The organism is Streptomyces sp. NPDC041940, assembly GCF_055589465.1.
The window spans coordinates 149,040-169,419 of the sequence record NZ_JBVJBP010000014.1 but is presented as its reverse complement, the minus strand read 5'-3'; the positions used below and the strand labels follow the sequence as shown (position 1 = coordinate 169,419).

Sequence of the window (20,380 nt, the reverse complement as noted above, 5' to 3'; positions counted from 1 at the left end):
TCAGAGCCTGGTGAGGCTCCAGAGGCGGAAGACGCCCGTGCCGTCGGTGAGGTACTGGCCGCCGCCGATGTCCTCGGTGGTGACGACGTACTCCTTCGCCTGCCACAGCGGCAGCACCGGCACGTCCTGCGCGACAGTCTGCTGCACCTCGCGGAAGTCCCGGTCGGCCTCGCCGCGGTCGGCGTAGCGCTGGCTGTCCTTGATGAGGCGGTCCACGGTCTTGCTGCTGTAGCCGGTGTTCATGGCGCTGCCGGTGCCGACGAGCGCGGCGCCGAAGGTGTCCGGGTCGGGGAAGTCGGCGACCCAGCCGACGGCGTACGCGTCGAGCTTGCCGTCCGCCCACCGCTTCTGGAAGGCGGTCCACTCGTAGCCCTGGAGGGTGACCTTGAACAGGCCGCTCGCCTCCAGCTCCTTCTTGATCTCGGCGCCCTCCTGGGCACCGGCGCCGCGGCCCTTGGCGTAGCCGTAGGTGATGCGGACGGGCAGGGTGACGCCGGCTTTGGTGAGCAACTGCCGGGCCTTCTTCGCGTCCTGCTCGGGATAGTCGTCGAAGAACGAGGCGGTGTGGCCGGTGATGCCCGCCGGGATGAGGGAGTACAGGGGGTCCACGGTGCCGTCGTAGACGGTGGCGGCCAGCCGTTCGCGGTCGATCAGCCACGCCATGGCCCGGCGCACCTCGGCTTTGTGCAGGGGCTTGCCCGCGCGGGTGTTGAAGTACAGGTTGCGGGTCTCGGAACCGTCCGCCTCGAAGACGCGCTGCGCGGGGTCGCTCGGGTTGAGGCTTGCGAGGACCTGGGGCGGCAACTGGCGGGTCGCGACCTCGACCTGACGGTCCTTCCACGCGGTGTCGAGGGCGTCGGGGGTGTCGTAATAGCGCAGTTCGACGGAGCGGTCCGCGCCGCCCTTGACGGCGCCCTGGTAGCCGGTGTCGGGCGTGAGGACCGCCTCGGCGTTCTTCGTGTAGGAGGTGAGGGTGTACGGGCCGGTGCCGTCGACACCGTTGTCGGTGCGCAGTCCGGCGGCCGGGTACGCGGTGTGGTCGACGATGGAGCCGGCGCCGGTGGCCACCTTGAACGGGAACGTCGCGTCGGGCGAGGACAGGTGGAAGGTGACGGTCAGCCGGTCGGCGTCCACGGAGCGCAGGGTGTCGAGCAGGGGCGCCGGGCCGACGGGCGACTTGATCCGCAGGATCCGGTCGAAGGAGTACTTCACGTCCTCGGCGGTCATCGTCCGGCCGCTCGGGAAAGTCAGGCCGGAGCGCAGGTCGCAGCGGTACGTCGTCAGGTCGCCGCCGGTGAACGCGCAGCTCTTCGCCGCGTCCGGTACGGGGGCGGTGCCGCCCGGCGTGAAGGTGAGCAGCGACTGGAAGACGTTGCTGAACAGCGCCCAGGAGCCGGCGTCGTAGGCACCGGCCGGGTCGAGCGAGGTGACGGCGTCCGTCGTGCCCACCGTGATGGTCCTGCCGTCGCTCCTCGACGGCAGGAACTGCCAGGCGCCCACGCCCACGGCGGCCAGTACGAGCAGCCCCGCGAGTATCCGCATGCGAATCGATCGCATCGGCCTTGTCCTCCCCAGGCCCTTTGGGCCCGTTGAGGCCCTTGTGCGTATGCCACACCCCTTCGTGGCGGCCTCACACAATCACAGGCTTTTGACCCCCGGGAAGGGAGATCCGCCGACTTGGGAAAGAACTTACCGATGGGCGGATCGGTCCGGATCAGGCCTGCTTCGACGCCAGCTCGATCAGCGTGATGTCCGAGGGTGCGCCGACCCTGGTGGGCGGGCCCCAGGCGCCCGCGCCGCGCGAGACGTAGAGCTGGGTGTCGCCGTAGCGCTCCAGGCCCGCGAGGGTCGGGTTCGCGGCGGAGGCGATGAGGTTGCCGGGCCAGAGCTGGCCGCCGTGGGTGTGGCCGGAGAGCTGGAGGTCGACGCCGTGTTCGACGGCGTCGTGGATCTGGACGGGCTGGTGGGCGAGCAGCACGCACGCGCGTGCGGTGTCCCGGTCGCCGAGTGCCCGGGCGAAGTCGGGGCCCTGGCCCTCCTCCTCGCCGGCGATGTCGTTGACTCCGGCCAGGTCGAAGTACGGGAGTTCCCGGCGGGCGTTCTCCAGGGGGTTGATGCCGAGGCTCCGGACCTCCTCGACCCACTGTTCGGCGCCGGAGAAGTACTCGTGGTTGCCCGTGACGAAGTAGGAACCGTGACGGGCCCTCAGCCGGGCCAGGGGGGCCGCGGCGGGGCCGAGGTCCTTGACGCTGCCGTCGACCAGGTCGCCGACGACCGCGATCAGGTCGGGCTGGGTCGCGTTGATCGTGTCGACGACCGTCTGCGCGAAGCCGCGGCCCAGGACCGGGCCGAGGTGGACGTCGCTGACCACCGCGATCCGGAAGCCGTGCGCCGCGCGCGGCAGCTTGGCCAGGGGGACGGTGACCCGTCTGACCTTCGGCCCCCGCAGCACGCCGTACGTGCCGTACCCGACCGTCCCGACGGCGGCGGCCGCGGCGGCCCCGGCGACGACCCGCGAGACGAAGAGGCGGCGGGAGGGGCCGGTGGGGGCGGGGTGGTCGGTGGTGGGGGTGGGGCCCAGTAGCTGCGGGGTGGGTTCTGGGGCGTCGTCGGGGGTGGGGGCCGTCGCGGGGTGGGGCTGGGTGGCGGAGGCGGTCCCTCCGGCGCGGGGGTGGGCCTGTGCGGCGGGTGCCGCCGGGGAAGCCGGTGCCGCACCGGGCGCGGCGGCGACGCCGGCCTGCGGGTCGACCGCCGTCCCGGCGTCAGCCGCTCCGCCGCGGAGGCCGGCCGGTGCTGCGGCAGCCGGTGCCGCACCGGGTCCGGCGCCGACGTCGGTCTGCGCATCGGCCGCCGTTCCGGCATCAGCCAGTCCGCTCGGCACTCCGGCACCCGCGCCCGCCCGCGGGCCGGCAGCCGGCGCGGAGGCGGTCGCTCCGCCGCGGAGGCCGGCCTGTGCTGCGGCTGCCGCCGCCACACCCGGCGCCGCGGCGCCGACGCCCGCCTTCGGGGCGGGCGCCGTCCCGGCATCAGTCGCTCCGCCCGGTGCGGCCGGGGTGTGCGGGCCCTCGTCGGTGTCCTGGGGCGTCGTGGTGTGTGACTGGTCCGCGGTCGACGCCGTCGGCCCCGTCCCGGCCTCGGCCCTCGCCCTGTCCCGGCGTTCCAGGTACCGCCGCAGCAGGGGGCGTACGACCTCGCCCGCCACGACCGCCAGCAGCAGGTATATCGACAGGGCCAGCCACAGGAAGCCCGGCCAGGCGAGGGTCTGCTGGAGCCAGAAGGGGGCGCCGGAGCGTTCGGCGACCAGGGCCGCGATCGCCAGGATCCAGCCGCCGGCGATCAGGACCGCGCCCGCGCGGCGGGTGAGGCCCGGGCCGCGGGTCGTGTCGCGGAACAGGCGGCGCCACACGTACCAGTTGGCCGTCACGATGACGGCCAGGACCAGCAGTGCGACGAGTACGAAGACGATGGCCACGGTGTTGTGTCTCCCGATTGCCGTTATGACGTCCGGCGCAGTGCGCGCAGACCACGCAACCCGATGGCCCCGACGACCGTCCCCAATACGAAGGACACGACGGCGAGCACCAGGTGCACCCAGAAGTACGCCGTGGGATGACCGTCGTCGAAGGCGAGCCCGCTGCCGTCCTTGACAAGGTTTTTGACGAAAGTGATCCAGATGACCCAGCTCCACACCCCGAAGGCGAGCAGGAACCAGGAGACGGGGCGGCTGAGCTTCATGAGTCCAGTATCGCCAGAGCGTGTCCTGTTCCGTTCCCGGGGTGGGGGTGGAAGCGGGACTTCCCTGCGTACGGCATGTACGTTTCCGACCGTGCCCGCACCGAAGAAGACCACCAGGGGATCCCTGCTGGTCACCGCCGCCGTCCTGTCGTCCCTCGCCCTGGCCGCGCCCGTCGCCGTCGCGGCCCCGAAGCCCTCGGGCAGCCCGTCGGCGAGTCCGTCGGTCACTCCCCCGGCGAAGATGTCGGGCGTGGGCGGTGCCCGGCTCGGGCGGCCGGGGACGCAGGTGAACCTGGCGAGCGGGGTGCCGGTGCTGCCGAAGGACCTGAGCGCCCGCTCCTGGATCGTCTCGGACGCCGAGACCGGTGATGTGCTCGCCGCGCACAACGCGCACTGGCGGCTGGCCCCGGCGAGCACGCTGAAGATGCTGTTCGCGGACACACTGCTGCCGAAGTTCCCCAGTACGACCGAGCACAAGGTCGTGCCCTCCGACCTGGCGGGTATCGGGGCGGGGTCCAGCATGGTCGGGATAAAGGAGGAGGAGACGTACACCGTCCACGATCTGTGGCTCGGTGTCTTCCTGCAGTCCGGCAACGACGCGGTGCATGTGCTGTCCGCGATGAACAAGGGCGTCGAGAACACCGTCAAGGAGATGAACGCGCACGCCGAGGAGCTCCAGGCCCTCGACACGCATGTCGTCAGCCCGGACGGCTACGACGCCGAGGGGCAGGTCTCGTCGGCGTACGACCTGACGCTGATCGCGCGTTCGGGGCTGCAGAAGAAGGACTTCCGGGAGTACAGCTCGACGGTCAGCGCGAAGTTCCCCGGCGAGACGAAGAAGGACAAGAAGGGGAAGTCCGTCCGCAAGTCCTTCGAGATCCGCAACACCAACCGGCTGCTGAGCGGTGACTCGGACGTGCCCGTCTACCAGGGCATCGCGGGCGTGAAGAACGGCAACACCACCAACGCGGGTGCCACCTTCACCGGGGTCGCCGAGCGGAACGGCAAGGTGCTGCTGGTGACGGTGATGAACCCGGAGAAGCCCGAGCACAACGAGGTCTACAAGGAGACCGCCCGGCTGTTCGACTGGGGGTTCAAGGCGGCCGGGAAGGTGCAGCCGGTCGGTGAGCTGGTGCCGCCGAAGAGCGCCGCGCAGGGCAATGACCGGCCCGGCGCGAACCCCTCCGGCGAGGCCGGTGGCTCGGGCGACGGCGGCAAGGCCGGAACCGGCTCGGAGCCGGTGGCCGGCGCCTCCGCCGCGGACGGCTCCAGCGGCATCGGGACCGCGCTCGGCATCACCGCCGGCGTGCTGGTGCTCCTCGCGGCCGGCGCCTTCCTGATCAACCGCCGCTGGCCCCTGCCGGACCTGGTACGCCGCCGGGCCCGTTCGGGCGACGACAGCTGACACCCGGCAGCCAGCCCCTGCCCGGTCATCGCCAGGGGGCGCCGGCACCACTCGCGGGCGGCACCATCCGGTCAACCGCCACCCACCACCGCCGGACCGACTCGCCACCCGACCCGCCCGAACAACGACAACTCACGCCCGGGGGCCAGCCCCCCCCTGCTCAGCCATCGCCGGGGGGCGCCGGCACCGCTCGCAGGCGGCACCATCCGGTCAACCGCCAACGGCCGGGCCCAACACGCCACCCGACCCGCCCCAACGACGACAACTCACACCCGGCAGCCAGCCCCTGCCCAGCCACCGCCGGAGGGCGCCGGCTGGCACCCAGGGACCAGCACCACCGCGGCACCCCCGGCGCCCTCCAGGTCACCCGCCGCTCGCCACCGCCGGATCCGACGTGCCGCCCGACCCGTCCGGGGCGCGGTGGCCGGTGTCCGGGAGTTCGTCCTCCTTGCTCTGCGTCGCCGTCCAGGCCGCGCAGAACAGGACGAGCTTCGAGGTGAAGTTGATCCACAGCAGCAGGGCCACGGGGACGCCGAACGCGCCGTACATGCTCTTCGCGGCGACGCCCTGGAGGTAGCCGCTGAGGAGCAGTTTCAGGAGTTCGAAGCCGACCGCGCCGGTCAGCGCGGCGACGACCAGGCGGTGGCGCGTGGGCTCCACTCCGGGCAGGAGTGTCAGGACGTAGAGGAGGAGCAGGAAGTCCGCGAGGACGGCGACGAGGAACGCGGCGATCCGGAGCAGGACCCCGCCCCAGCCGCCCTCGTCGATGCCCAGCTGCCGGATGATCCAGCCGACCATCGCGGAGGCGACGGCGGAGGCGGCGAGGGTGACGAGGATCGCGCCGCCGAGGCCGATCAGGACACCCGCGTCCTTGGCGTAGCGCAGGACCGGGTTCTCCTCCTCCTCGGGCAGCTCCCACACCGCGCGCAGACACTCGCGCATGGAGCCGGCCCAGCTGATGCCGGTGAAGAGCAGCAGCGCGCCCGCGATGAGGCCGATGGCGCCGGCGTTGTCGACCAGGCCCGAGATGTCCAGCTGGTCGGAGATGCCGGGCACCTGCTCGGCGATCTTGTCCTGCAGCTTGTCCTGCTGGTCCTTGCCGAGCGTGGCGGCGGCGATCGCCGCGGAGACCGTCAGCAGCGGGAACAGCGCGACGAAGCTGGTGAAGGTCATCGCGGCGGCCAGCCGCGTCCACGCCACGCGGTCCAGCCGCTCGTACGACCGCCACGCGTGGGTGATCATCAGCCGCTCCACCCACGGCCCGACCATCGGGAGCTTTTTCAGCCAGTCCATGATCCGCTTCTGCCCTCCGCCCGGAACACCCATGTACGGGTACCCCAGAACCGCAGAATCGTGGCCAGGGCCATGCCGACGACAGCGCCGGAGACCGTGTCCGCACGCTGGGAGGTGAGCCCGAGGCCGTAGTGGCTGACGGTGAGGCAGAGCAGTTGGACGGCGGCCCCGGCGAGGTTCACCGCGCAGAAGACGGCGTACGGCCGCCAGCCCCGGACCCGCTCGGATCCGTAGGTGCCGAGGGCGTTGCCCGCGTAGGCCACCGAGCAGGCCGCCACGAAGGACAGGGCCTTGGCGGTGAGCGGGTCGAGTCCGGCGGGGCCGCGCAGGCAGGTGAACAGGGCCAGGTCGACGGCGTAGGCGAGGAGACCGGCGGTGGCGAAGCCGGTCAGTTCCCGGCGTGAGGGGAGGGCCGGCCGGCTTCGCCACGCGCGCGTGGTCACCAATTGGCCACCGCCAGGCCGTACATCGCCATCCACACCAGGCCGATGAGGGCGAGCGCCCGGTCGCGCAGGACGACGTCCTCGGGTTCGCCGGCCGTGCCGCGGTCGGCGAAGACGGCGTATCTGAGGACGGCGAGGATGAAGGCGACCATGGACAGCTGCCGCCAGGGCAGCACGCTGGTGTGCGGGACGCCGCCCTCCTCCATGGCCCACAGGCAGTAGCCGAGGACGGCGGCCCCGGCCGCGAGCTGCCAGACGAAGCGGAGGTAGTCGCTGGTGTACTCGGTGAGCAACGCGCGCGTGGCGCCCGCTCTTCCGGCCATCTGCACGGCTTCGGAGTAGCGCTTGGCCGACACCATGAACAGCGCGCCGAAGCCGGTGGTGATCAGGAACCAGCGTGACAGCGGGATGCCGAGGGCGAGTCCGCCGATCATCGCCCGCATCAGGAAGCCGGTCGTGACGACGGCGAGGTCGACGACGAGGACGTGCTTGAGGCTGATGCAGTAGGCCAGTTGCATGCCGAGGTAGGCGGCCAGCAGGGCGGCGACGGCCGGGGAGCAGAGCCGGGCCGCGGCGGCGGGCGCGAGGACGGCGAGGACGCCGCCGACGGCGTAGGCGACCGGCACCGGGACCTGCCCGGCGGCGACCGGGCGGTGCCGCTTGGTGGGGTGGGCGCGGTCGGCCTCGGCGTCGCGGGCGTCGTTGACGAGGTAGACGGCGGCGGCGCAGGCGGTGAAGAGGACGAAGACCAGGGCGAGTTGCACGACCGCGTGCCGGGAGAAGAGCTCGCCGGCGGCGGCCGGGGCGGCGACCACGAGGATGTTCTTGATCCACTGCCGGGGGCGCGCGGTCCTGAGGAGACCGGCCAGGAGACCGCCCCTGCGGGGTGGCGCGGGCCGCTCCTCGCCGGCGCGCTGCCGCAGTACGGCCGTCTCGGTCATGGCGGGCGCCTCAGTCATGTCGGGCGCCTCCCTTCACCCAGCGGGCGCCCAGCCGGGCGGTGAGCGCGCCGAGGGCGGCGCCGGCCGCGACGTCCGAGGGGTAGTGGACGCCGGCCACCAGCCGTGAGACGCACACGGCGGCGGCCAGCGGCGGGACCGCGCGCGCTCCCAGGGCGCCGAAGGCGACGGCGGCGGCCGTGGCGGAGGCAGCGTGCGAGCTGGGGAAGGAGTGCCGGCCGGCGGTGCGTACCAGGGGCTCGACATGCGCGGGGCGGGGTCGGCGCACGACTTGTTTCACGCCCATGCTGACGAGATGCGCCCCGGCGGTCAGCGCCGTGCCGCGCAGCCAGGCACCGCGCCGCCCGCCGTCCACGGCGGCTCCGGCGAGCCCCGCCGCCAGCCACAGCGCCGCGTGCTCCCCGGCCCAGGACAGGGCACGCGCGGCGGCTGCCACGCGTGGGTCGGTGCCGCACGCCCTGAGCGCCGAAACGATCCGGTGGTCCATGTCGTGCGGGTCGTCGAGGTCGTCCATGTGGATTCACTGTTCACGCCCGCGCGGCCCGAACTCCGGCAATATTGAGCGACATCCCATTAATCACCCATTTCGGGGAGGGATGCCATGTTCGCTAACTAATCGCTCACAAGAGGGCGATACGGTCACGGACATGTCTGCCGACACCGATTCCGACCCGGACGTCATGGGCCCGGACCACACCACCGTCACCGGCTGGGGCCGCACCGCTCCCACCGCGGGCTGGCTGATCCGCCCGAGGACGTACGAGGAGGCCGCGACGGCCGTCCGGGAGTGCGGGGCGCGCGGCGGGATCCCCCGGGGCCTGGGGCGGGCGTACGGGGACGCGGCGCAGAACGCGGGCGGTGCCGTGCTCGACATGACGGGCCTGGACCGCGTCCACGCGATCGACGCCGCCGGCGGCACGGTGCTGTGCGACGCGGGCGTCTCCCTGCACCGGCTGATGCGGGTGCTGCTGCCGCTCGGCTGGTTCGTGCCGGTCACCCCCGGCACGCGCTACGTCACCGTCGGCGGGGCGATCGGCGCCGACATCCACGGCAAGAACCACCATGTCTCGGGCTCGTTCGCGCGGCACGTGCTGTCCTTCGAACTGCTCACCGCCGACGGCCAGATCCGTACGGTGGTCCCGGGCACGCCCCTGTTCGACGCCACCGCGGGCGGCATGGGGCTGACCGGCGTGATCCTCACCGCGACGATCCGCCTCCAGCCGGTCGAGACCTCGCTGATGTCGGTCGACACCGAACGGGCCGCCGACCTCGACGACCTGATGGCCCGGCTGACGGCCACCGACCACCGCTACCGCTACTCGGTCGCCTGGATCGACCTGCTGGCCCGGGGCGCCGCCACCGGCCGGGCGGTCCTCACCCGCGGCGACCACGCGCCCCTGGACGCGCTGCCCGCCCGGCTGCGCACGGACCCGCTGGCCTTCCGCACCGCCCGCCTCCCGGCCGCCCCGGCCGTCGTCCCCGAGGGCCTGCTCAGCCGGACGACCGTGGGCCTCTTCAACGAGTTCTGGTACCGCAAGGCCCCTCGCGCGCGGGTCGGCCGGCTCCAGCGGATCTCCGCCTTCTTCCACCCCCTGGACGGTGTGCCGCACTGGAACCGGGTCTACGGCCGGGGCGGCTTCGTGCAGTACCAGTTCGTCGTCGGCCACGGCCGGGAGGACGCGCTGCGCCGCGTCGTCCGCCGTATCTCGGAGCGCCGCTGCCCGTCCTTCCTGGCCGTCCTCAAGCGGTTCGGGGAGTCCGACCCGGGCTGGCTGTCGTTCCCCGTGCCGGGCTGGACGCTGGCGCTGGACATCCCGGCGGGGCTGCCCGGCCTCGGGGCGTTCCTCGACGAACTCGACGAGGAGGTCGCCGACGCGGGCGGGCGCGTCTACCTCGCCAAGGACGCCCGGCTGCGTCCGGAGCTGCTCGCGGCCATGTACCCACGCCTGGACGACTTCCGCGCGCTGCGCGCCGAACTGGACCCGCACGGGGTGTTCGTGTCCGACCTGGCCCGCCGCCTCCACCTCTAGGCAACCTCAAGGAGCTGTCATGAAGGACGCCTTCGGTCTCCCCCAGTCCCTGCTCGTCCTCGGCGGTACGTCGGAGATCGCGCTGGCGACCGCCCGCCGGCTGATCGCCCGCCGCACCCGCACGGTCTGGCTCGCGGGCCGCCCCTCGGCCGCCCTGGAGGAGGCCGCCGGGCGGCTGCGCGGGCTCGGGGCCGATGTGCACACCATCGCCTTCGACGCGCTCGACCCCGGCTCCCACGAGGCCGTGCTCGGCAAGGTCTTCGCCGAGGGCGACATCGACATGGTGCTGCTCGCCTTCGGCCTCCTAGGCGACCAGGCGCGTGACGAGCGGGAGCCGGAGGCGGCGGTGCGGGTCGCGCAGACCAACTACACCGGCGCGGTCTCGGCGAGCCTGGTGTGCGCCCGCGCGCTCCAGGCCCAGGGGCACGGCTCCCTGGTCGTCATGTCCTCCGTCGCGGGCGAGCGGGCCCGCCGCGCGAACTTCATCTACGGCTCCAGCAAGGCCGGCCTCGACGCCTTCGCGCAGGGCCTGGGCGACGCGCTGCACGGCACGGGCGTGCACGTCATGGTCGTACGCCCCGGCTTCGTCCGTACGCGGATGACCGCAGGTCTGTCCGAGACGCCCCTGGCGACCACGCCCGAGGCCGTCGCCACAGCCGTGGAACTGGGTCTGCGCCGCCGCTCGGAGACGGTGTGGGTACCGGGCGCCCTGCGCGTGGTGATGGCGGCACTGCGCCACCTGCCGCGCGGGGTGTTCCGGCGGCTGCCGATCTGACGCGGCCGCCGATCTGATTCCGTTTCAGCGCGTGGGGACCGAGCCGCGTTCCGCGGGGCCCGCCTGGGTCGGTACGACCGCGCCGCCGAAGGGGAAGTCGCGGAGCTTGCGCCAGACGCCGTCGGAGCCCTGTTCGTAGAGGGCGAAGCCGGTGCAGGGCCACTCGGCCTCGTAGCCGGCGAGGTCCTCGAAGGCGCGGTCCATCGCCGCGTCGTCGATGCCGTGCGCCACCGTGACGTGCGGGTGGTACGGGAACTGCAGTTCGCGCGGGACCGGCCCGACGGGGTCGCGGACCTGTTCCTGGAGCCCCGTGCAGGACTCCGCTCCCGAGGCGACCTGGACGAACACGACCGGCGAGACGGGCCGGAACGTGCCCGTGCCGGACAGCCGCATGGGGAACGGCCTGCCTGCCGCGGCGACCTCCGTCAGATGCGCCTCGACGGTCGGCAGGGCGTCCTCGTCGATCTCCGTCGGCGGCAGCAGGGTGACGTGGGTGGGGATGCCGTGAGCCGAGGCGTCGCCGAAGCCCGCGCGCAGCTGCTGGAGCTCGCTGCCGTGAGGCTCCGGGACCGCGATCGAGACACCGATCGTTACGGTCCCCACGTCGTCTCCTGTCGTTCAGTTGGCGGGTCGCTGATACGACCACCCGGTTATCGACTGTACGGCCACGACCGGGTTACGGGCAGGCGCAACCGGAGTGATGTACAGCGCTGTCGGGTGGTACGGCTGTGCGCGGGGGCGGGTTCAGTGCTTGGCGGGCAGGAAACCGACCCTGTCGTACGCCTGGGAAAGGGTCTCCGCGGCGACCGCGCGTGCCTTCTCGGCGCCCTTGGCGAGGATCGAGTCGAGCGTCTCGGGGTCGTCCAGGTACTGCTGGGTGCGCTCCCGGAACGGCGTCACGAAATCGACCATGACCTCCGCGAGGTCCGTCTTGAGCGCGCCGTAGCCCTTGCCCTCGTACTTCGCCTCCAGCTCGGCGACGGTCTCGCCGGTGAGGGTCGAGTAGATGCCGAGGAGGTTGCTGATGCCGGGCTTCTCCGCCGCGTCGAAGCGGATGACGGTGTCGGTGTCCGTGACCGCGCTCTTGACCTTCTTCGCGGTGGCCTTCGGCTCGTCGAGGAGGTTGATGAGGCCCTTCGGCGTGGACGCCGACTTGCTCATCTTGATCGACGGGTCCTGGAGGTCGTAGATCTTCGCCGTCTCCTTGAGGATGTACGGCTTGGGGAGCGTGAAGGTCTCGCCGAAGCGGCCGTTGAAGCGCGTGGCGAGGTCGCGGGTGAGCTCGATGTGCTGGCGCTGGTCCTCGCCGACCGGGACCTCGTTCGCCTGGTAGAGCAGGATGTCCGCGACCTGGAGGATCGGGTACGTGAACAGGCCGACGGAGGCGCGCTCGGCGCCCTGCTTGGCGGACTTGTCCTTGAACTGGGTCATCCGGCCGGCCTCGCCGAAGCCGGTGAGGCAGTTCATGATCCAGGCGAGCTGGGCGTGCTCGGGGACGTGGCTCTGGACGAAGAGCGTGCAGCGGTCGGGGTCGAGACCGGCGGCGAGGAGCTGGGCGGCGGCCAGGCGCGTGTTCGCGCGCAGGTCCTTCGGGTCCTGCGGGATGGTGATCGCGTGCAGGTCGACGACCATGTAGAACGCGTCGTGGGTCTCCTGGAGGGCCACCCACTGGCGGACGGCGCCGAGGTAGTTGCCGAGGTGGAACGAGCCGGCGGTGGGCTGGATGCCGGAGAGCACGCGGGGTCGGTCAGAGGCCATGTTTCTTATTGTCTCAGAGGGGTGTGGGTGGTTTCGGCGGGTGGGGAACCGCGGACCGGTTGTGGCTGGTCGCGCCCCGCGGCGGAGCCGCATATGGATGCGGCCCCGCGCCCCTTAAGACCTTCAGCCGAGGTCGATCTCCGGGTAGAGCGGGAAGCCCGCGACCAGGTCCGTCGCCCTCTGGGAGATCTCGTCCGCCACCTTCGCGTCGAGGATGTGCTGGGCCTTGGAGGGGGCGCCCGACTTGGTCGTGCCCGCTTCCGTGCTGGTGAGGACGCGGTCGATCAGGCCGGCGACCTCGTCCATCTCCGCCGTGCCCAGGCCGCGGGTGGTCAGGGCCGGGGTGCCGATGCGGATGCCGGAGGTGTACCAGGCGCCGTTCGGGTCGGCGGGGATCGCGTTGCGGTTGGTGACGATGCCCGAGTCGAGCAGGGCGGCCTCGGCCTGGCGGCCGGTGAGGCCGTAGGAGGAGGCGACGTCGATCAGGTTGAGGTGGTTGTCCGTGCCGCCCGTGACCAGCGTGGCGCCGCGGCGCATCAGGCCCTCGGCGAGGGCGCGGGAGTTGTCGACGATGCGCTGGGCGTAGTCGCGGAAGGACTCCTGGCGGGCCTCGGCGAGGGCGACGGCCTTGGCGGCCATGACGTGCGGGAGCGGGCCGCCGAGGACCATCGGGCAGCCGCGGTCGACCTGGTCCTTCAGGGAGTCGTCGCACAGGACCATGCCGCCGCGGGGGCCGCGCAGCGACTTGTGGGTGGTCGTCGTCACGATCTGGGCGTGCGGGACCGGGTCGAAGTCGCCGGTCAGGACCTTGCCCGCGACCAGGCCGGCGAAGTGCGCCATGTCGACCATCAGCGTGGCGCCGACCTCGTCGGCGATCTCGCGCATGATCCGGAAGTTCACCAGGCGGGGGTAGGCCGAGTAGCCCGCGACGATGATCAGCGGCTTGAACTCGCGGGCCTGGGCGCGCAGGGCCTCGTAGTCGATCAGGCCGGTGGCCGGGTCGGTGCCGTAGGAGCGCTGGTCGAACATCTTGCCGGAGATGTTCGGGCGGAAGCCGTGGGTGAGGTGGCCGCCGGCGTCCAGGGACATGCCCAGCATGCGCTGGTTGCCGAAGGCCTGGCGCAGCTCGGCCCAGTCGGCGTCCGTGAGGTCGTTGATCTGGCGGACGCCGGTCTTCTCCAGGAACGGCACCTCCACGCGGGCGCCGAGGACGGCCCAGAAGGCGACGAGGTTGGCGTCGATGCCGGAGTGCGGCTGGACGTAGGCGTGGCGGGCGCCGAAGAGCTCCCTGGCGTGCTCGGCGGCCAGCGACTCGACGGTGTCGACGTTGCGGCAGCCGGCGTAGAAACGGCGGCCGATGGTGCCCTCGGCGTACTTGTCGCTGAACCAGTTGCCCATGGTCAGGAGCGTGGCCGGGGAGGCGTAGTTCTCGGAGGCGATCAGCTTGAGCATCTCGCGCTGGTCGGCGACCTCCTGGCCGATGGCGTCCGCTACGCGGGGTTCCACGGTGCGGATGACGTCCAGCGCGGCGCGGTAGGCGGTGGAAGCGGGGGAGAGTTGCTCGGGCATGGGGGACCTCCGGACGTTGCGTTCGGCGTTCACGGTACGGCCCAGGCGCACGGCACAGTTCCGGTCCCCTGGGTTCAACCAGGTCCGGGGGCCGCTTCCCGATGGTCAGTCCCATCCCAGCGCGCCAGTCACGGCCCGGCGATCAGCCTACCGGACCACCTGTGCGGGTTTCGTTGTGGCTGGTCGCGCAGTTCCCCGCGCCCCTGAAAAGCAGGTCCTAAAGGATCACGTGGGGCAGGAACCTTGCGTACTCGTCCGTGATCAAGCCGGACGACTCTCTGATGCCCAGGCCCGCCGACTCGTTCTCGACCACCCAGGCGCCGAGGACCACCCGGTTGCCGTCGAAGTCGGGCAGGGGGGCGAGCTGCTGGTAGACGCAGGGTTCGTCCCGGACGACGGGGGCGGTGCCCGGGTCGTGGATCGTGACGCCGGCGCCCTCTCGGCCGAGGAGGGGCTTGGCGACCCAGCCCTGGGCGGGCAGGTCGCGGGGGCCGTCCAGGTGGGCCGGGAGGAGGTTGGGGTGGCCGGGGTAGAGCTCCCAGAGGATGGCGAGCAGGGCCTTGTTGCTGAGGAGCATCTTCCAGGCCGGTTCGATCCACAGGGTGGAGCCGGTGCCGCCGCCGTTGTCGAGGGTGTCCAGGACGTGGCCGGCGAAGCGGTCGGTGGTGAGCCACTCCCAGGGGTAGAGCTTGAAGGCGCTGCGGATGAAGCGGAGGCGCTGGTCGACGAAGCGGCCGGAGAGGCGGTCCCAGCCGATCTCCTCCATGGAGATCCAGTCGGTCTCCAGGCCCGCCTGCTCGGCCGTCTCCTTGAGGTAGGCGACGGTCATCATGTCCTCGCCGAGTTCGTCGGCGGAGGAGTACGCGAAGTACAGGGGGCTGCCCGGCGGGAGGAGGGCGGCCTGCTTCTTCCAGGCGTCGATCAGGCGTTCGTGGAGGGAGTTCCACTGGTCGGCGCCGGGGAAGCGCTCCTCCATCCAGAACCACTGGGGTGACGCGGCCTCCACCAGTGAGGTGGGGGTGTCGGCGTTGTACTCCAGGAGCTTGGCCGGGCCGGTTCCGTCGTAGCGGAGGTCGAAACGGCCGTAGATGGAGGGGAGTTCGGCGCGGCGGTGCCAGGACTCGGCGACCGCGTGGGCGACGCGGGGGTCGGTGATGCCGAGGTCGGCGAAACGGTCCTCGGCGACGATGTGGCGGGCCGCCTCCAGGCACATGCGGTGGAGTTCCTCGACGACCTCCTCCAGGGCCTCGATCTCCGGCAGGGTGAAGACGTAGTACGCGCTCTCGTCCCAGTAGGGGCGCAGGGAGTCGTCGGGGTAGCGGGTGAGGGGGTAGATCAGGCCCTGTTCCTCGACGGTCTGCTGCCAGCCCGGGCGGGGCTCCATGGTGCGGCGTTCCATCTGCCCGGGCCCGTTCAGCCGCCGCCGCTGCCGGAGCCCGAGCAGCCGAAGCCGCCCCGGTCGACGGCCTCGCTGCGGCTGAAGGTGCCGTGGTCGGCGTAGCCGCCGCTGACGTCGGCGTCGTAGTACCAGTCGGCGTCCGAGGTCGTGGTCTTGCCGGTCTTCTTACCGCCCTTGCCCTTGCCGTAGGAGGAGCCGGACGAGGAGGACGCGTTGCAGTTCTTGTCGGCGACGATCTTGTAGCCGTTGATGTAGTCGTAGCTGTCCCGGTCCACGCAGCGGCGGTCCGGGTCGGAGCCGCAGGCGGACAGGGTCGCCGCGAGGACACCCATGCCGCCCAGCACCACCGTGCTGGAGCGCAGACGCCGTCGTGTTTCGGCCATGCTCGTCTCTCCCCCGTGTTCTTCGTGTCGTGCACGGCGTCGGGTACCGCTTCGGGTATCGCGCCGTGTACCGCCGAGCGGTCAGCCTAGAGAGGGGTGAGAGCGGGCGCGCATGCCCCCCTGCCCGCGCCCCCTCCCCTACTGTCGTTTTGTGATCTTTGGAATGGTGTGCGCCCTTGGTGCGGCCGTCTGCTTCGGTACGGCGACGGTGTTGCAGGCGATGGCCGCGCGGACTGCTGCGGCGACCGGCCCGGGCGGGGACGTGGCGTTGCTGTGGCGGGCGCTGCGGCAGTGGCGGTATCTGGTGGGGCTCGCGCTGGACGGGCTCGGTTTCCTGCTGCAGATCGTGGCGCTGCGGTCGGTGCCGATCTACGCGGTGGGGGCGGCGCTGGCCGCGAGCCTCGCGGTGACGGCCGTGGTCGCGGCGCGGCTGCTCAAGGTGCGGCTGAGCCGTATGGAGTGGGGGGCGGTGGGGGTGGTGTGCGCCGGGCTCGCGCTGCTGGGCCTCGCGGCCGGGGCGGAGGGCGACGAGTCCGGGCCGGCCTGGCTGAGGTGGGCGATGCTCGGGGCGGCGGGCGGGGTGCTGCTGCTCGGGGCGGTGGGCGGGCGGCTGCCGGAGCGGGGGCGGGCGCTCGCGCTCGGCCTGGGGGCCGGCTGCGGGTTCGGGGTGGTGGAGGTGGCGGTCCGGCTCATCGACGGGCTGTCGCCCGGGGAGCTCTTCACGAATCCGGCGGCCTACGCGCTGGTGCTCGGGGGCGGGGCCGCGTTCCTGCTGCTGACCTCGGCCCTGCAGCGCGGCTCGGTGACCACGGCGACCGCCGGTCTGGTGCTCGGGGAGACGGTCGCGCCCGCGCTGATCGGCGTGGTGTGGCTCGGGGACCGTACCCGGGAGGGGCTGGGCTGGCTGGCGGTGCTCGGTTTCGCGGTGGCGGTGGCCGGGGCGCTGGCGCTGTCGCGGTTCGGGGAGGCGCCGGTGGAGTCCGGGGGCGGGGCGGCCGGGGAAGCCGGGGAGGACGCGGTCGCACCGAAGTGAGCTGGTCTTTCCCGCAGGGGGTGCGCGTGCCGTGAGGCTTCACGTTCCGGGCGGCTTCCGGACGGCTTCCGGGCAACTTCCGGGCGGCCGGAAAATTGTTTGTTGAAACTTGAACGCGCGGGAACCGCTTTCCGTATGGGACGGCGTGACCAGTAATCCCGTCACGGTCACCGTGGCCTATCGCGTGTCGCCGGGCCGTGCGGCCGACTTCCACTCATGGGGGTGGGCCATGCTGGGCGCGACCGCGCGGCAGCCGGGGTTTCTGGGGGGTGGGGTACTTGTCGACGGAGGGGCGGAGTGGCATGTCGTCTATCGCTTCGCCAGCGAGGGGTCGGCCCTGGCCTGGGAGCAATCGCTTTCCCGGACACAGTGGGACGCCCGGCTGGAGGGGGTCGCCCGGGAGGCGGAGCGCCGGAGGGTGCCGGGTGCCCGGGCCTGGTTCGAAGCGCAGACTCTGACGCCCGCGCCGCCGGCGCCGCCGAAGAAATGGAAACTGTGGTTCGTGAATATGAGCGCGGTTTTCCCGCCGGTGCTCCTGTTCAATCTGACGATTCTTCCCTATCTCGGTGATCTCAACGCACTGATACGCACGCTGTTGTTATGTCTGTGTGTGACCGCCCTTGTCACCTGGATTCTCATGCCGCGCCTTCAGCGTTTCTTCAGGAAATGGCTGTACCCGTCGCTCCAGGCGCTTCGTGGGCGGCACAAACGCCGGGCCACTTAGGTCCGCGAACGAACAGAGGGAGGTGGGCGGGTGAAGACCCTGCTCATCGACAATTACGACTCGTACACGTACAACCTGTTCCAGCTGATCGCCGAGGTCAATGGCGAGGAGCCGGTGGTGGTGCGTAACGACGCGCCCGTCGACGGGATTCCGGATCTCCGGGAGTTCGACAATCTGGTGGTGTCCCCGGGCCCCGGGCACCCGGGCGACGCGCGAGACTTCGGCATCGGGACCAGGCTGCTCGCGACCTCCCCGGTTCCCGTGCTCGGCGTGTGTCTCGGTCATCAGGGCATCGCGCTCGGGGAGCGGGGTGTGGTGGGGCCGGCTCCGGAGCCGCGGCACGGGCACCTCTCCGCGGTCCGGCACGACGCACGGGATCTGTTCCAGGGCCTGCCGCAGCATTTCACCGCCGTCCGCTATCACTCGCTGGCCGTGCGCGAGCCGTTGCCTGCGGCGCTCGAGGCGACGGCCTGGGCGGAGGACGGCGTCCTGATGGGACTGCGGCACCGCAGCCGGCCGCTGTGGGGCGTGCAGTTCCACCCGGAGTCCGTCCTCACGGAGTACGGCCACCGCATGCTCGTGAACTTCCGTAACCTGACCGCCGAGCGCGCCGGCAAGCTGCGCACGAAGAACACGGCGGTCCCGTCCCCCGAGGCACCGGCCCGACGCCGGGCATTGGTACCGGAGTGCGACGCGGGCGTCCGGCGACCGACGGGGGCTCGGAGGGCCACGGCGGCAACCGTCGCCGACGCCAGGGCTGCGGTGAGCAGTCCGGCCGCGGCCGCTTCCGAGGGCGGGCGCGAGGCGGGCCCGACGCGGGCCGCGGGGCCTCGGCCTGCCGCTGTCTTCCCCGTCTCGGCGATGTCCCGCGCTGACGGGGCCGGAGCGGCCGGAGACGGTGGGGCCACCGCGGGCGCCGACGTCCCCCTGCCACCCGCGGCGGCGCCCACCGTCGCCATTCCCCGCCCCCGGCGCCCCGGACGAGTGGGGTACCGGCTGCACACCCGCCGGGTCACCGGTGCTGTCGACACCGAGGCGGCCTTCAGCCGGATGTTCGCCGGGTCGCCCCGGTCGTTCTGGCTGGACAGTTCGCTGGTCGAGCCCGGGCGGTCGCGGTTCTCGTTCCTGGGGGACGACAGCGGGCCGCTCGCGGAGTTCGTGCGGTACGACGTCACCACCGGGCGCTGTGAGATCGAGCGGGCCGGGCGGCCGGTGCGGAAGGTCGCGGCGAGTGTCTTCGACTATCTGAAGCGGCAGTTGACGAATCGCCGGGTGGACGCGACCGGGCTGCCGTTCGACTTCACCGGGGGCTACGTCGGCTACCTCGGCTACGAGGTGAAGGCCGACTGCGGCTCGCCCAACCGGCACCGCTCCCCCGCCCCGGACGCCGCCTGGCTGTTCGCCGACCGGGTGATCGCGGTGGACCACGAGGAGGGCTTCACCTACGCCGTATGCCTGGCGGAGGACACCCCGCAGGCGGCCCGGGAGGCCGCGGACTGGCTGGAGGGCGCGCTGGCGGACCTCAGCTGCGTGGCGACGGAGCGGGCGCCCCTGCCCGTGTCTGCGGCCCCGGCCGACCCCGGCGCCGCCGAGCCGTGGCTCGTACGCGACCGGGCGACCTATCTCGCGGACATCGAGGCGTGCCAGCGGGAGTTGCGGGCCGGCACCAGCTACGAGGTGTGCCTCACGAACGCCGCCCGTTTACCCGCTCCGCCCGACGCGCTCGACTTCTACCGGACGCTGCGCCGCGACAACCCGGCCCCGTACGCGGCGTTCCTGAGGTTCGGGGAGCTGGAGGTGGCCGGCTCCTCGCCCGAGCGGTTCCTGAAGATCGGCCGGGACGGTACCGCGGAGGCCAGGCCCATCAAGGGGACCGCGCCCCGGGGCGACGGACCGGAGGAGGACGCCCGGCTGCGGGACGCGCTCGCGTCGGACGACAAGACCCGGGCCGAGAATCTGATGATCGTCGATCTGCTCCGCAACGACCTGGGGCAGGTCTGCCGGACGGGGTCGGTGCGGGTCTCCAAGCTGATGGCCACGGAGACGTACGCCACGGTGCATCAGCTCGTCTCGACCGTGGTGGGACGGCTGCGGCCGGGCACGGACGCGGTGGACTGCGTCCGGGCCTGCTTCCCGGGCGGGTCGATGACCGGCGCGCCGAAGCTGCGCACGCTGGAGATCATCGACTCGCTGGAGACCGAGGCCCGGGGCGTGTACTCCGGCGCACTCGGCTACTTCGGGTGCGGCGGCGGCGCGGATCTCAGCATCGTCATCCGTACCGCCGTGTTCGCCGACGGCCAGCTGCATCTGGGCGCGGGCGGCGCGATCGTGCTCGGCTCCGATCCGGAGGCGGAGTACGACGAGATGCTGCTGAAGACCGCGGCCCCGATGCGGGCCCTGCACCAGCACACGGCCGACCGAATACGGCGGCAGGCCCCGCCCGGGGACAGAGCCGGGGCGGCCGGGGAGGCCCTGCGATGACCAGTCCACAGGTCGAGATGACCGGTGCGAAGGCCGAGACGCCCGGGCTCCGGGCCGCCATGCCCAGGCCGCAGGCCGAGCCGAACCGGCCCCAAACCGAAGCCACCGGGCCCCGGACCGAGATCACCAGGCCCCAGGCCGGCATGTCCCGGCCCAACGCCGAGACGACCCGGCCCCAAACCGAAGCCACCGGGCCCCAAACCGAGATCACCACGCCCCAAACCAAGACCACCAGGCCTCAGGCCGACATGACCAGGCCCAACGCCGAGACGACCCGGCCCCAAACCGAAGCCACCCGGCCCCAAACCGAGATCACCACGCCCCAAACCAAGACCACCAGGCCTCAGGCCGACATGACCAGGCCCAACGCCGAGACGACCCGGCCCCAAACCG

At 72.1% G+C, this 20,380-nt stretch carries 19 protein-coding genes and 1 riboswitch; of the genes, 7 read left to right on the top strand and 12 right to left on the bottom strand.

The genetic code is table 11. The features are described 5' to 3' along the window. From ACZ6I3_RS24020 to ACZ6I3_RS24010, 3 genes are all read right to left on the bottom strand, one after another. Complete coding sequence (locus ACZ6I3_RS24020) at positions 1 to 1,557, bottom strand: ABC transporter substrate-binding protein (protein WP_469417220.1); 1,557 nt, start codon at positions 1,555 to 1,557, stop codon at positions 1 to 3. 157 nt (positions 1,558 to 1,714) lie between these two features. After that, the gene (locus ACZ6I3_RS24015) at positions 1,715 to 3,472 is read right to left on the bottom strand and encodes a metallophosphoesterase (protein WP_469417218.1); all 1,758 of its coding nucleotides are present in this window, start codon (positions 3,470 to 3,472) and stop codon (positions 1,715 to 1,717) included. A 23-nt stretch (positions 3,473 to 3,495) separates the two neighbouring features. Then, a complete protein-coding gene (locus tag ACZ6I3_RS24010; RefSeq protein ID WP_469417217.1) occupies positions 3,496 to 3,735 on the bottom strand; it encodes an SCO4848 family membrane protein in 240 nt (79 codons plus the stop codon). A 91-nt stretch (positions 3,736 to 3,826) separates the two neighbouring features. On the opposite strand from ACZ6I3_RS24010, the gene ACZ6I3_RS24005 reads away from it, so the two are divergent. Then, entirely contained in the window at positions 3,827 to 5,140 is a 1,314-nt protein-coding gene (locus tag ACZ6I3_RS24005) for a D-alanyl-D-alanine carboxypeptidase family protein (protein WP_469417215.1), read from the top strand. 363 nt (positions 5,141 to 5,503) lie between these two features. Here the strand turns inward: ACZ6I3_RS24005 and ACZ6I3_RS24000 are convergent, their stop codons facing one another. Genes ACZ6I3_RS24000 through ACZ6I3_RS23985 form a run of 4 tightly spaced genes read right to left on the bottom strand, consistent with a single transcriptional unit; the run spans position 5,504 to position 8,349 of the window. Further along, the gene (locus tag ACZ6I3_RS24000; RefSeq protein WP_469417214.1) at positions 5,504 to 6,433 is read right to left on the bottom strand and encodes a YihY/virulence factor BrkB family protein; all 930 of its coding nucleotides are present in this window, start codon (positions 6,431 to 6,433) and stop codon (positions 5,504 to 5,506) included. Continuing rightward, a complete protein-coding gene (locus tag ACZ6I3_RS23995) occupies positions 6,421 to 6,876 on the bottom strand; it encodes a GtrA family protein (RefSeq protein WP_469417212.1) in 456 nt (151 codons plus the stop codon). Before ACZ6I3_RS23995 ends, ACZ6I3_RS24000 begins: the two co-directional genes overlap by 13 nt. Then, a complete protein-coding gene (locus ACZ6I3_RS23990) occupies positions 6,873 to 7,817 on the bottom strand; it encodes a decaprenyl-phosphate phosphoribosyltransferase (protein ID WP_469417306.1) in 945 nt (314 codons plus the stop codon). Before ACZ6I3_RS23990 ends, ACZ6I3_RS23995 begins: the two co-directional genes overlap by 4 nt. Before the next feature lie 10 nt (positions 7,818 to 7,827). Beyond that, on the bottom strand, positions 7,828 to 8,349 hold the full coding sequence (locus ACZ6I3_RS23985; protein ID WP_469417211.1) for a phosphatase PAP2 family protein: 522 nt from the start codon (positions 8,347 to 8,349) through the stop codon (positions 7,828 to 7,830). A 133-nt stretch (positions 8,350 to 8,482) separates the two neighbouring features. Here ACZ6I3_RS23985 and ACZ6I3_RS23980 point away from each other — a divergent pair, with 133 nt between their 5' ends. Both ACZ6I3_RS23980 and ACZ6I3_RS23975 read left to right on the top strand, forming a co-directional pair. Continuing rightward, on the top strand, positions 8,483 to 9,865 hold the full coding sequence (locus ACZ6I3_RS23980) for an FAD-binding oxidoreductase (protein WP_469417210.1): 1,383 nt from the start codon (positions 8,483 to 8,485) through the stop codon (positions 9,863 to 9,865). Between the two features lie 19 nt (positions 9,866 to 9,884). Then, a complete protein-coding gene (locus ACZ6I3_RS23975) occupies positions 9,885 to 10,640 on the top strand; it encodes a decaprenylphospho-beta-D-erythro-pentofuranosid-2-ulose 2-reductase (RefSeq protein WP_469417209.1) in 756 nt (251 codons plus the stop codon). 24 nt (positions 10,641 to 10,664) lie between these two features. On the opposite strand, the gene ACZ6I3_RS23970 is transcribed toward ACZ6I3_RS23975, so the two are convergent. The 5 genes from ACZ6I3_RS23970 to ACZ6I3_RS23950 all read right to left on the bottom strand — a co-directional run bounded on the left by ACZ6I3_RS23970 (position 10,665) and on the right by ACZ6I3_RS23950 (position 15,749). Next, positions 10,665 to 11,243 carry a 2'-5' RNA ligase family protein gene (locus ACZ6I3_RS23970; protein WP_469417208.1) on the bottom strand — a complete coding sequence of 193 codons (579 nt, stop codon included), beginning with the start codon at positions 11,241 to 11,243 and terminating at the stop codon, positions 10,665 to 10,667. 141 nt (positions 11,244 to 11,384) lie between these two features. Beyond that, a complete protein-coding gene (gene trpS / locus ACZ6I3_RS23965; RefSeq protein ID WP_469417207.1) occupies positions 11,385 to 12,398 on the bottom strand; it encodes a tryptophan--tRNA ligase in 1,014 nt (337 codons plus the stop codon). Between the two features lie 123 nt (positions 12,399 to 12,521). Beyond that, positions 12,522 to 14,018 (bottom strand): glycine hydroxymethyltransferase, encoded by a 1,497-nt coding sequence (locus ACZ6I3_RS23960; RefSeq protein WP_469417206.1) that lies wholly within the window; start codon positions 14,016 to 14,018, stop codon positions 12,522 to 12,524. Further along, positions 14,000 to 14,109: riboswitch (ZMP/ZTP riboswitch) on the bottom strand. It overlaps the preceding gene by 19 nt. 75 nt (positions 14,110 to 14,184) lie before the next feature. Further along, positions 14,185 to 15,366: a glutathionylspermidine synthase family protein gene (locus ACZ6I3_RS23955; RefSeq protein WP_469417205.1), complete on the bottom strand. Its 1,182-nt coding sequence runs from the start codon at positions 15,364 to 15,366 to the stop codon at positions 14,185 to 14,187. A 14-nt stretch (positions 15,367 to 15,380) separates the two neighbouring features. Continuing rightward, positions 15,381 to 15,749, bottom strand: coding sequence for a hypothetical protein (locus tag ACZ6I3_RS23950; RefSeq protein WP_469417204.1), 369 nt, complete (start codon positions 15,747 to 15,749; stop codon positions 15,381 to 15,383). Between the two features lie 163 nt (positions 15,750 to 15,912). Between ACZ6I3_RS23950 and ACZ6I3_RS23945 the strand changes: the two genes are divergently transcribed. From ACZ6I3_RS23945 to ACZ6I3_RS23930, 4 genes are all read left to right on the top strand, one after another. Continuing rightward, the gene (locus ACZ6I3_RS23945; RefSeq protein ID WP_469417304.1) at positions 15,913 to 16,782 is read left to right on the top strand and encodes a DMT family protein; all 870 of its coding nucleotides are present in this window, start codon (positions 15,913 to 15,915) and stop codon (positions 16,780 to 16,782) included. Between the two features lie 145 nt (positions 16,783 to 16,927). Beyond that, positions 16,928 to 17,506: an antibiotic biosynthesis monooxygenase gene (locus ACZ6I3_RS23940; RefSeq protein WP_469417202.1), complete on the top strand. Its 579-nt coding sequence runs from the start codon at positions 16,928 to 16,930 to the stop codon at positions 17,504 to 17,506. 30 nt (positions 17,507 to 17,536) lie between these two features. Continuing rightward, positions 17,537 to 19,987: an aminodeoxychorismate synthase component I gene (gene pabB, locus ACZ6I3_RS23935; RefSeq protein ID WP_469417200.1), complete on the top strand. Its 2,451-nt coding sequence runs from the start codon at positions 17,537 to 17,539 to the stop codon at positions 19,985 to 19,987. Next, positions 19,984 to 20,380: hypothetical protein (locus tag ACZ6I3_RS23930; protein ID WP_469417198.1), on the top strand; the 397-nt coding region annotated here is incomplete at its 3' end. The genes pabB and ACZ6I3_RS23930, both read left to right, overlap by 4 nt.

Bases quoted from the DNA above. Each gene is read 5' to 3' on its own strand.
- ACZ6I3_RS23990 (WP_469417306.1), bottom strand. From the start codon at position 7,817: ATGACCGAGACGGCCGTACTGCGGCAGCGCGCCGGCGAGGAGCGGCCC.
- trpS (WP_469417207.1), bottom strand. From the start codon at position 12,398: ATGGCCTCTGACCGACCCCGCGTGCTCTCCGGCATCCAGCCCACCGCC.
- ACZ6I3_RS24000 (WP_469417214.1), bottom strand. From the start codon at position 6,433: ATGGACTGGCTGAAAAAGCTCCCGATGGTCGGGCCGTGGGTGGAGCGG.
- ACZ6I3_RS23955 (WP_469417205.1), bottom strand. From the start codon at position 15,366: ATGGAACGCCGCACCATGGAGCCCCGCCCGGGCTGGCAGCAGACCGTC.
- ACZ6I3_RS23945 (WP_469417304.1), top strand. From the start codon at position 15,913: ATGGTGTGCGCCCTTGGTGCGGCCGTCTGCTTCGGTACGGCGACGGTG.
- ACZ6I3_RS23980 (WP_469417210.1), top strand. From the start codon at position 8,483: ATGTCTGCCGACACCGATTCCGACCCGGACGTCATGGGCCCGGACCAC.
- ACZ6I3_RS24020 (WP_469417220.1), bottom strand. From the start codon at position 1,557: ATGCGATCGATTCGCATGCGGATACTCGCGGGGCTGCTCGTACTGGCC.
- ACZ6I3_RS24010 (WP_469417217.1), bottom strand. From the start codon at position 3,735: ATGAAGCTCAGCCGCCCCGTCTCCTGGTTCCTGCTCGCCTTCGGGGTG.
- ACZ6I3_RS23950 (WP_469417204.1), bottom strand. From the start codon at position 15,749: ATGGCCGAAACACGACGGCGTCTGCGCTCCAGCACGGTGGTGCTGGGC.
- ACZ6I3_RS23985 (WP_469417211.1), bottom strand. From the start codon at position 8,349: ATGGACGACCTCGACGACCCGCACGACATGGACCACCGGATCGTTTCG.
- ACZ6I3_RS23975 (WP_469417209.1), top strand. From the start codon at position 9,885: ATGAAGGACGCCTTCGGTCTCCCCCAGTCCCTGCTCGTCCTCGGCGGT.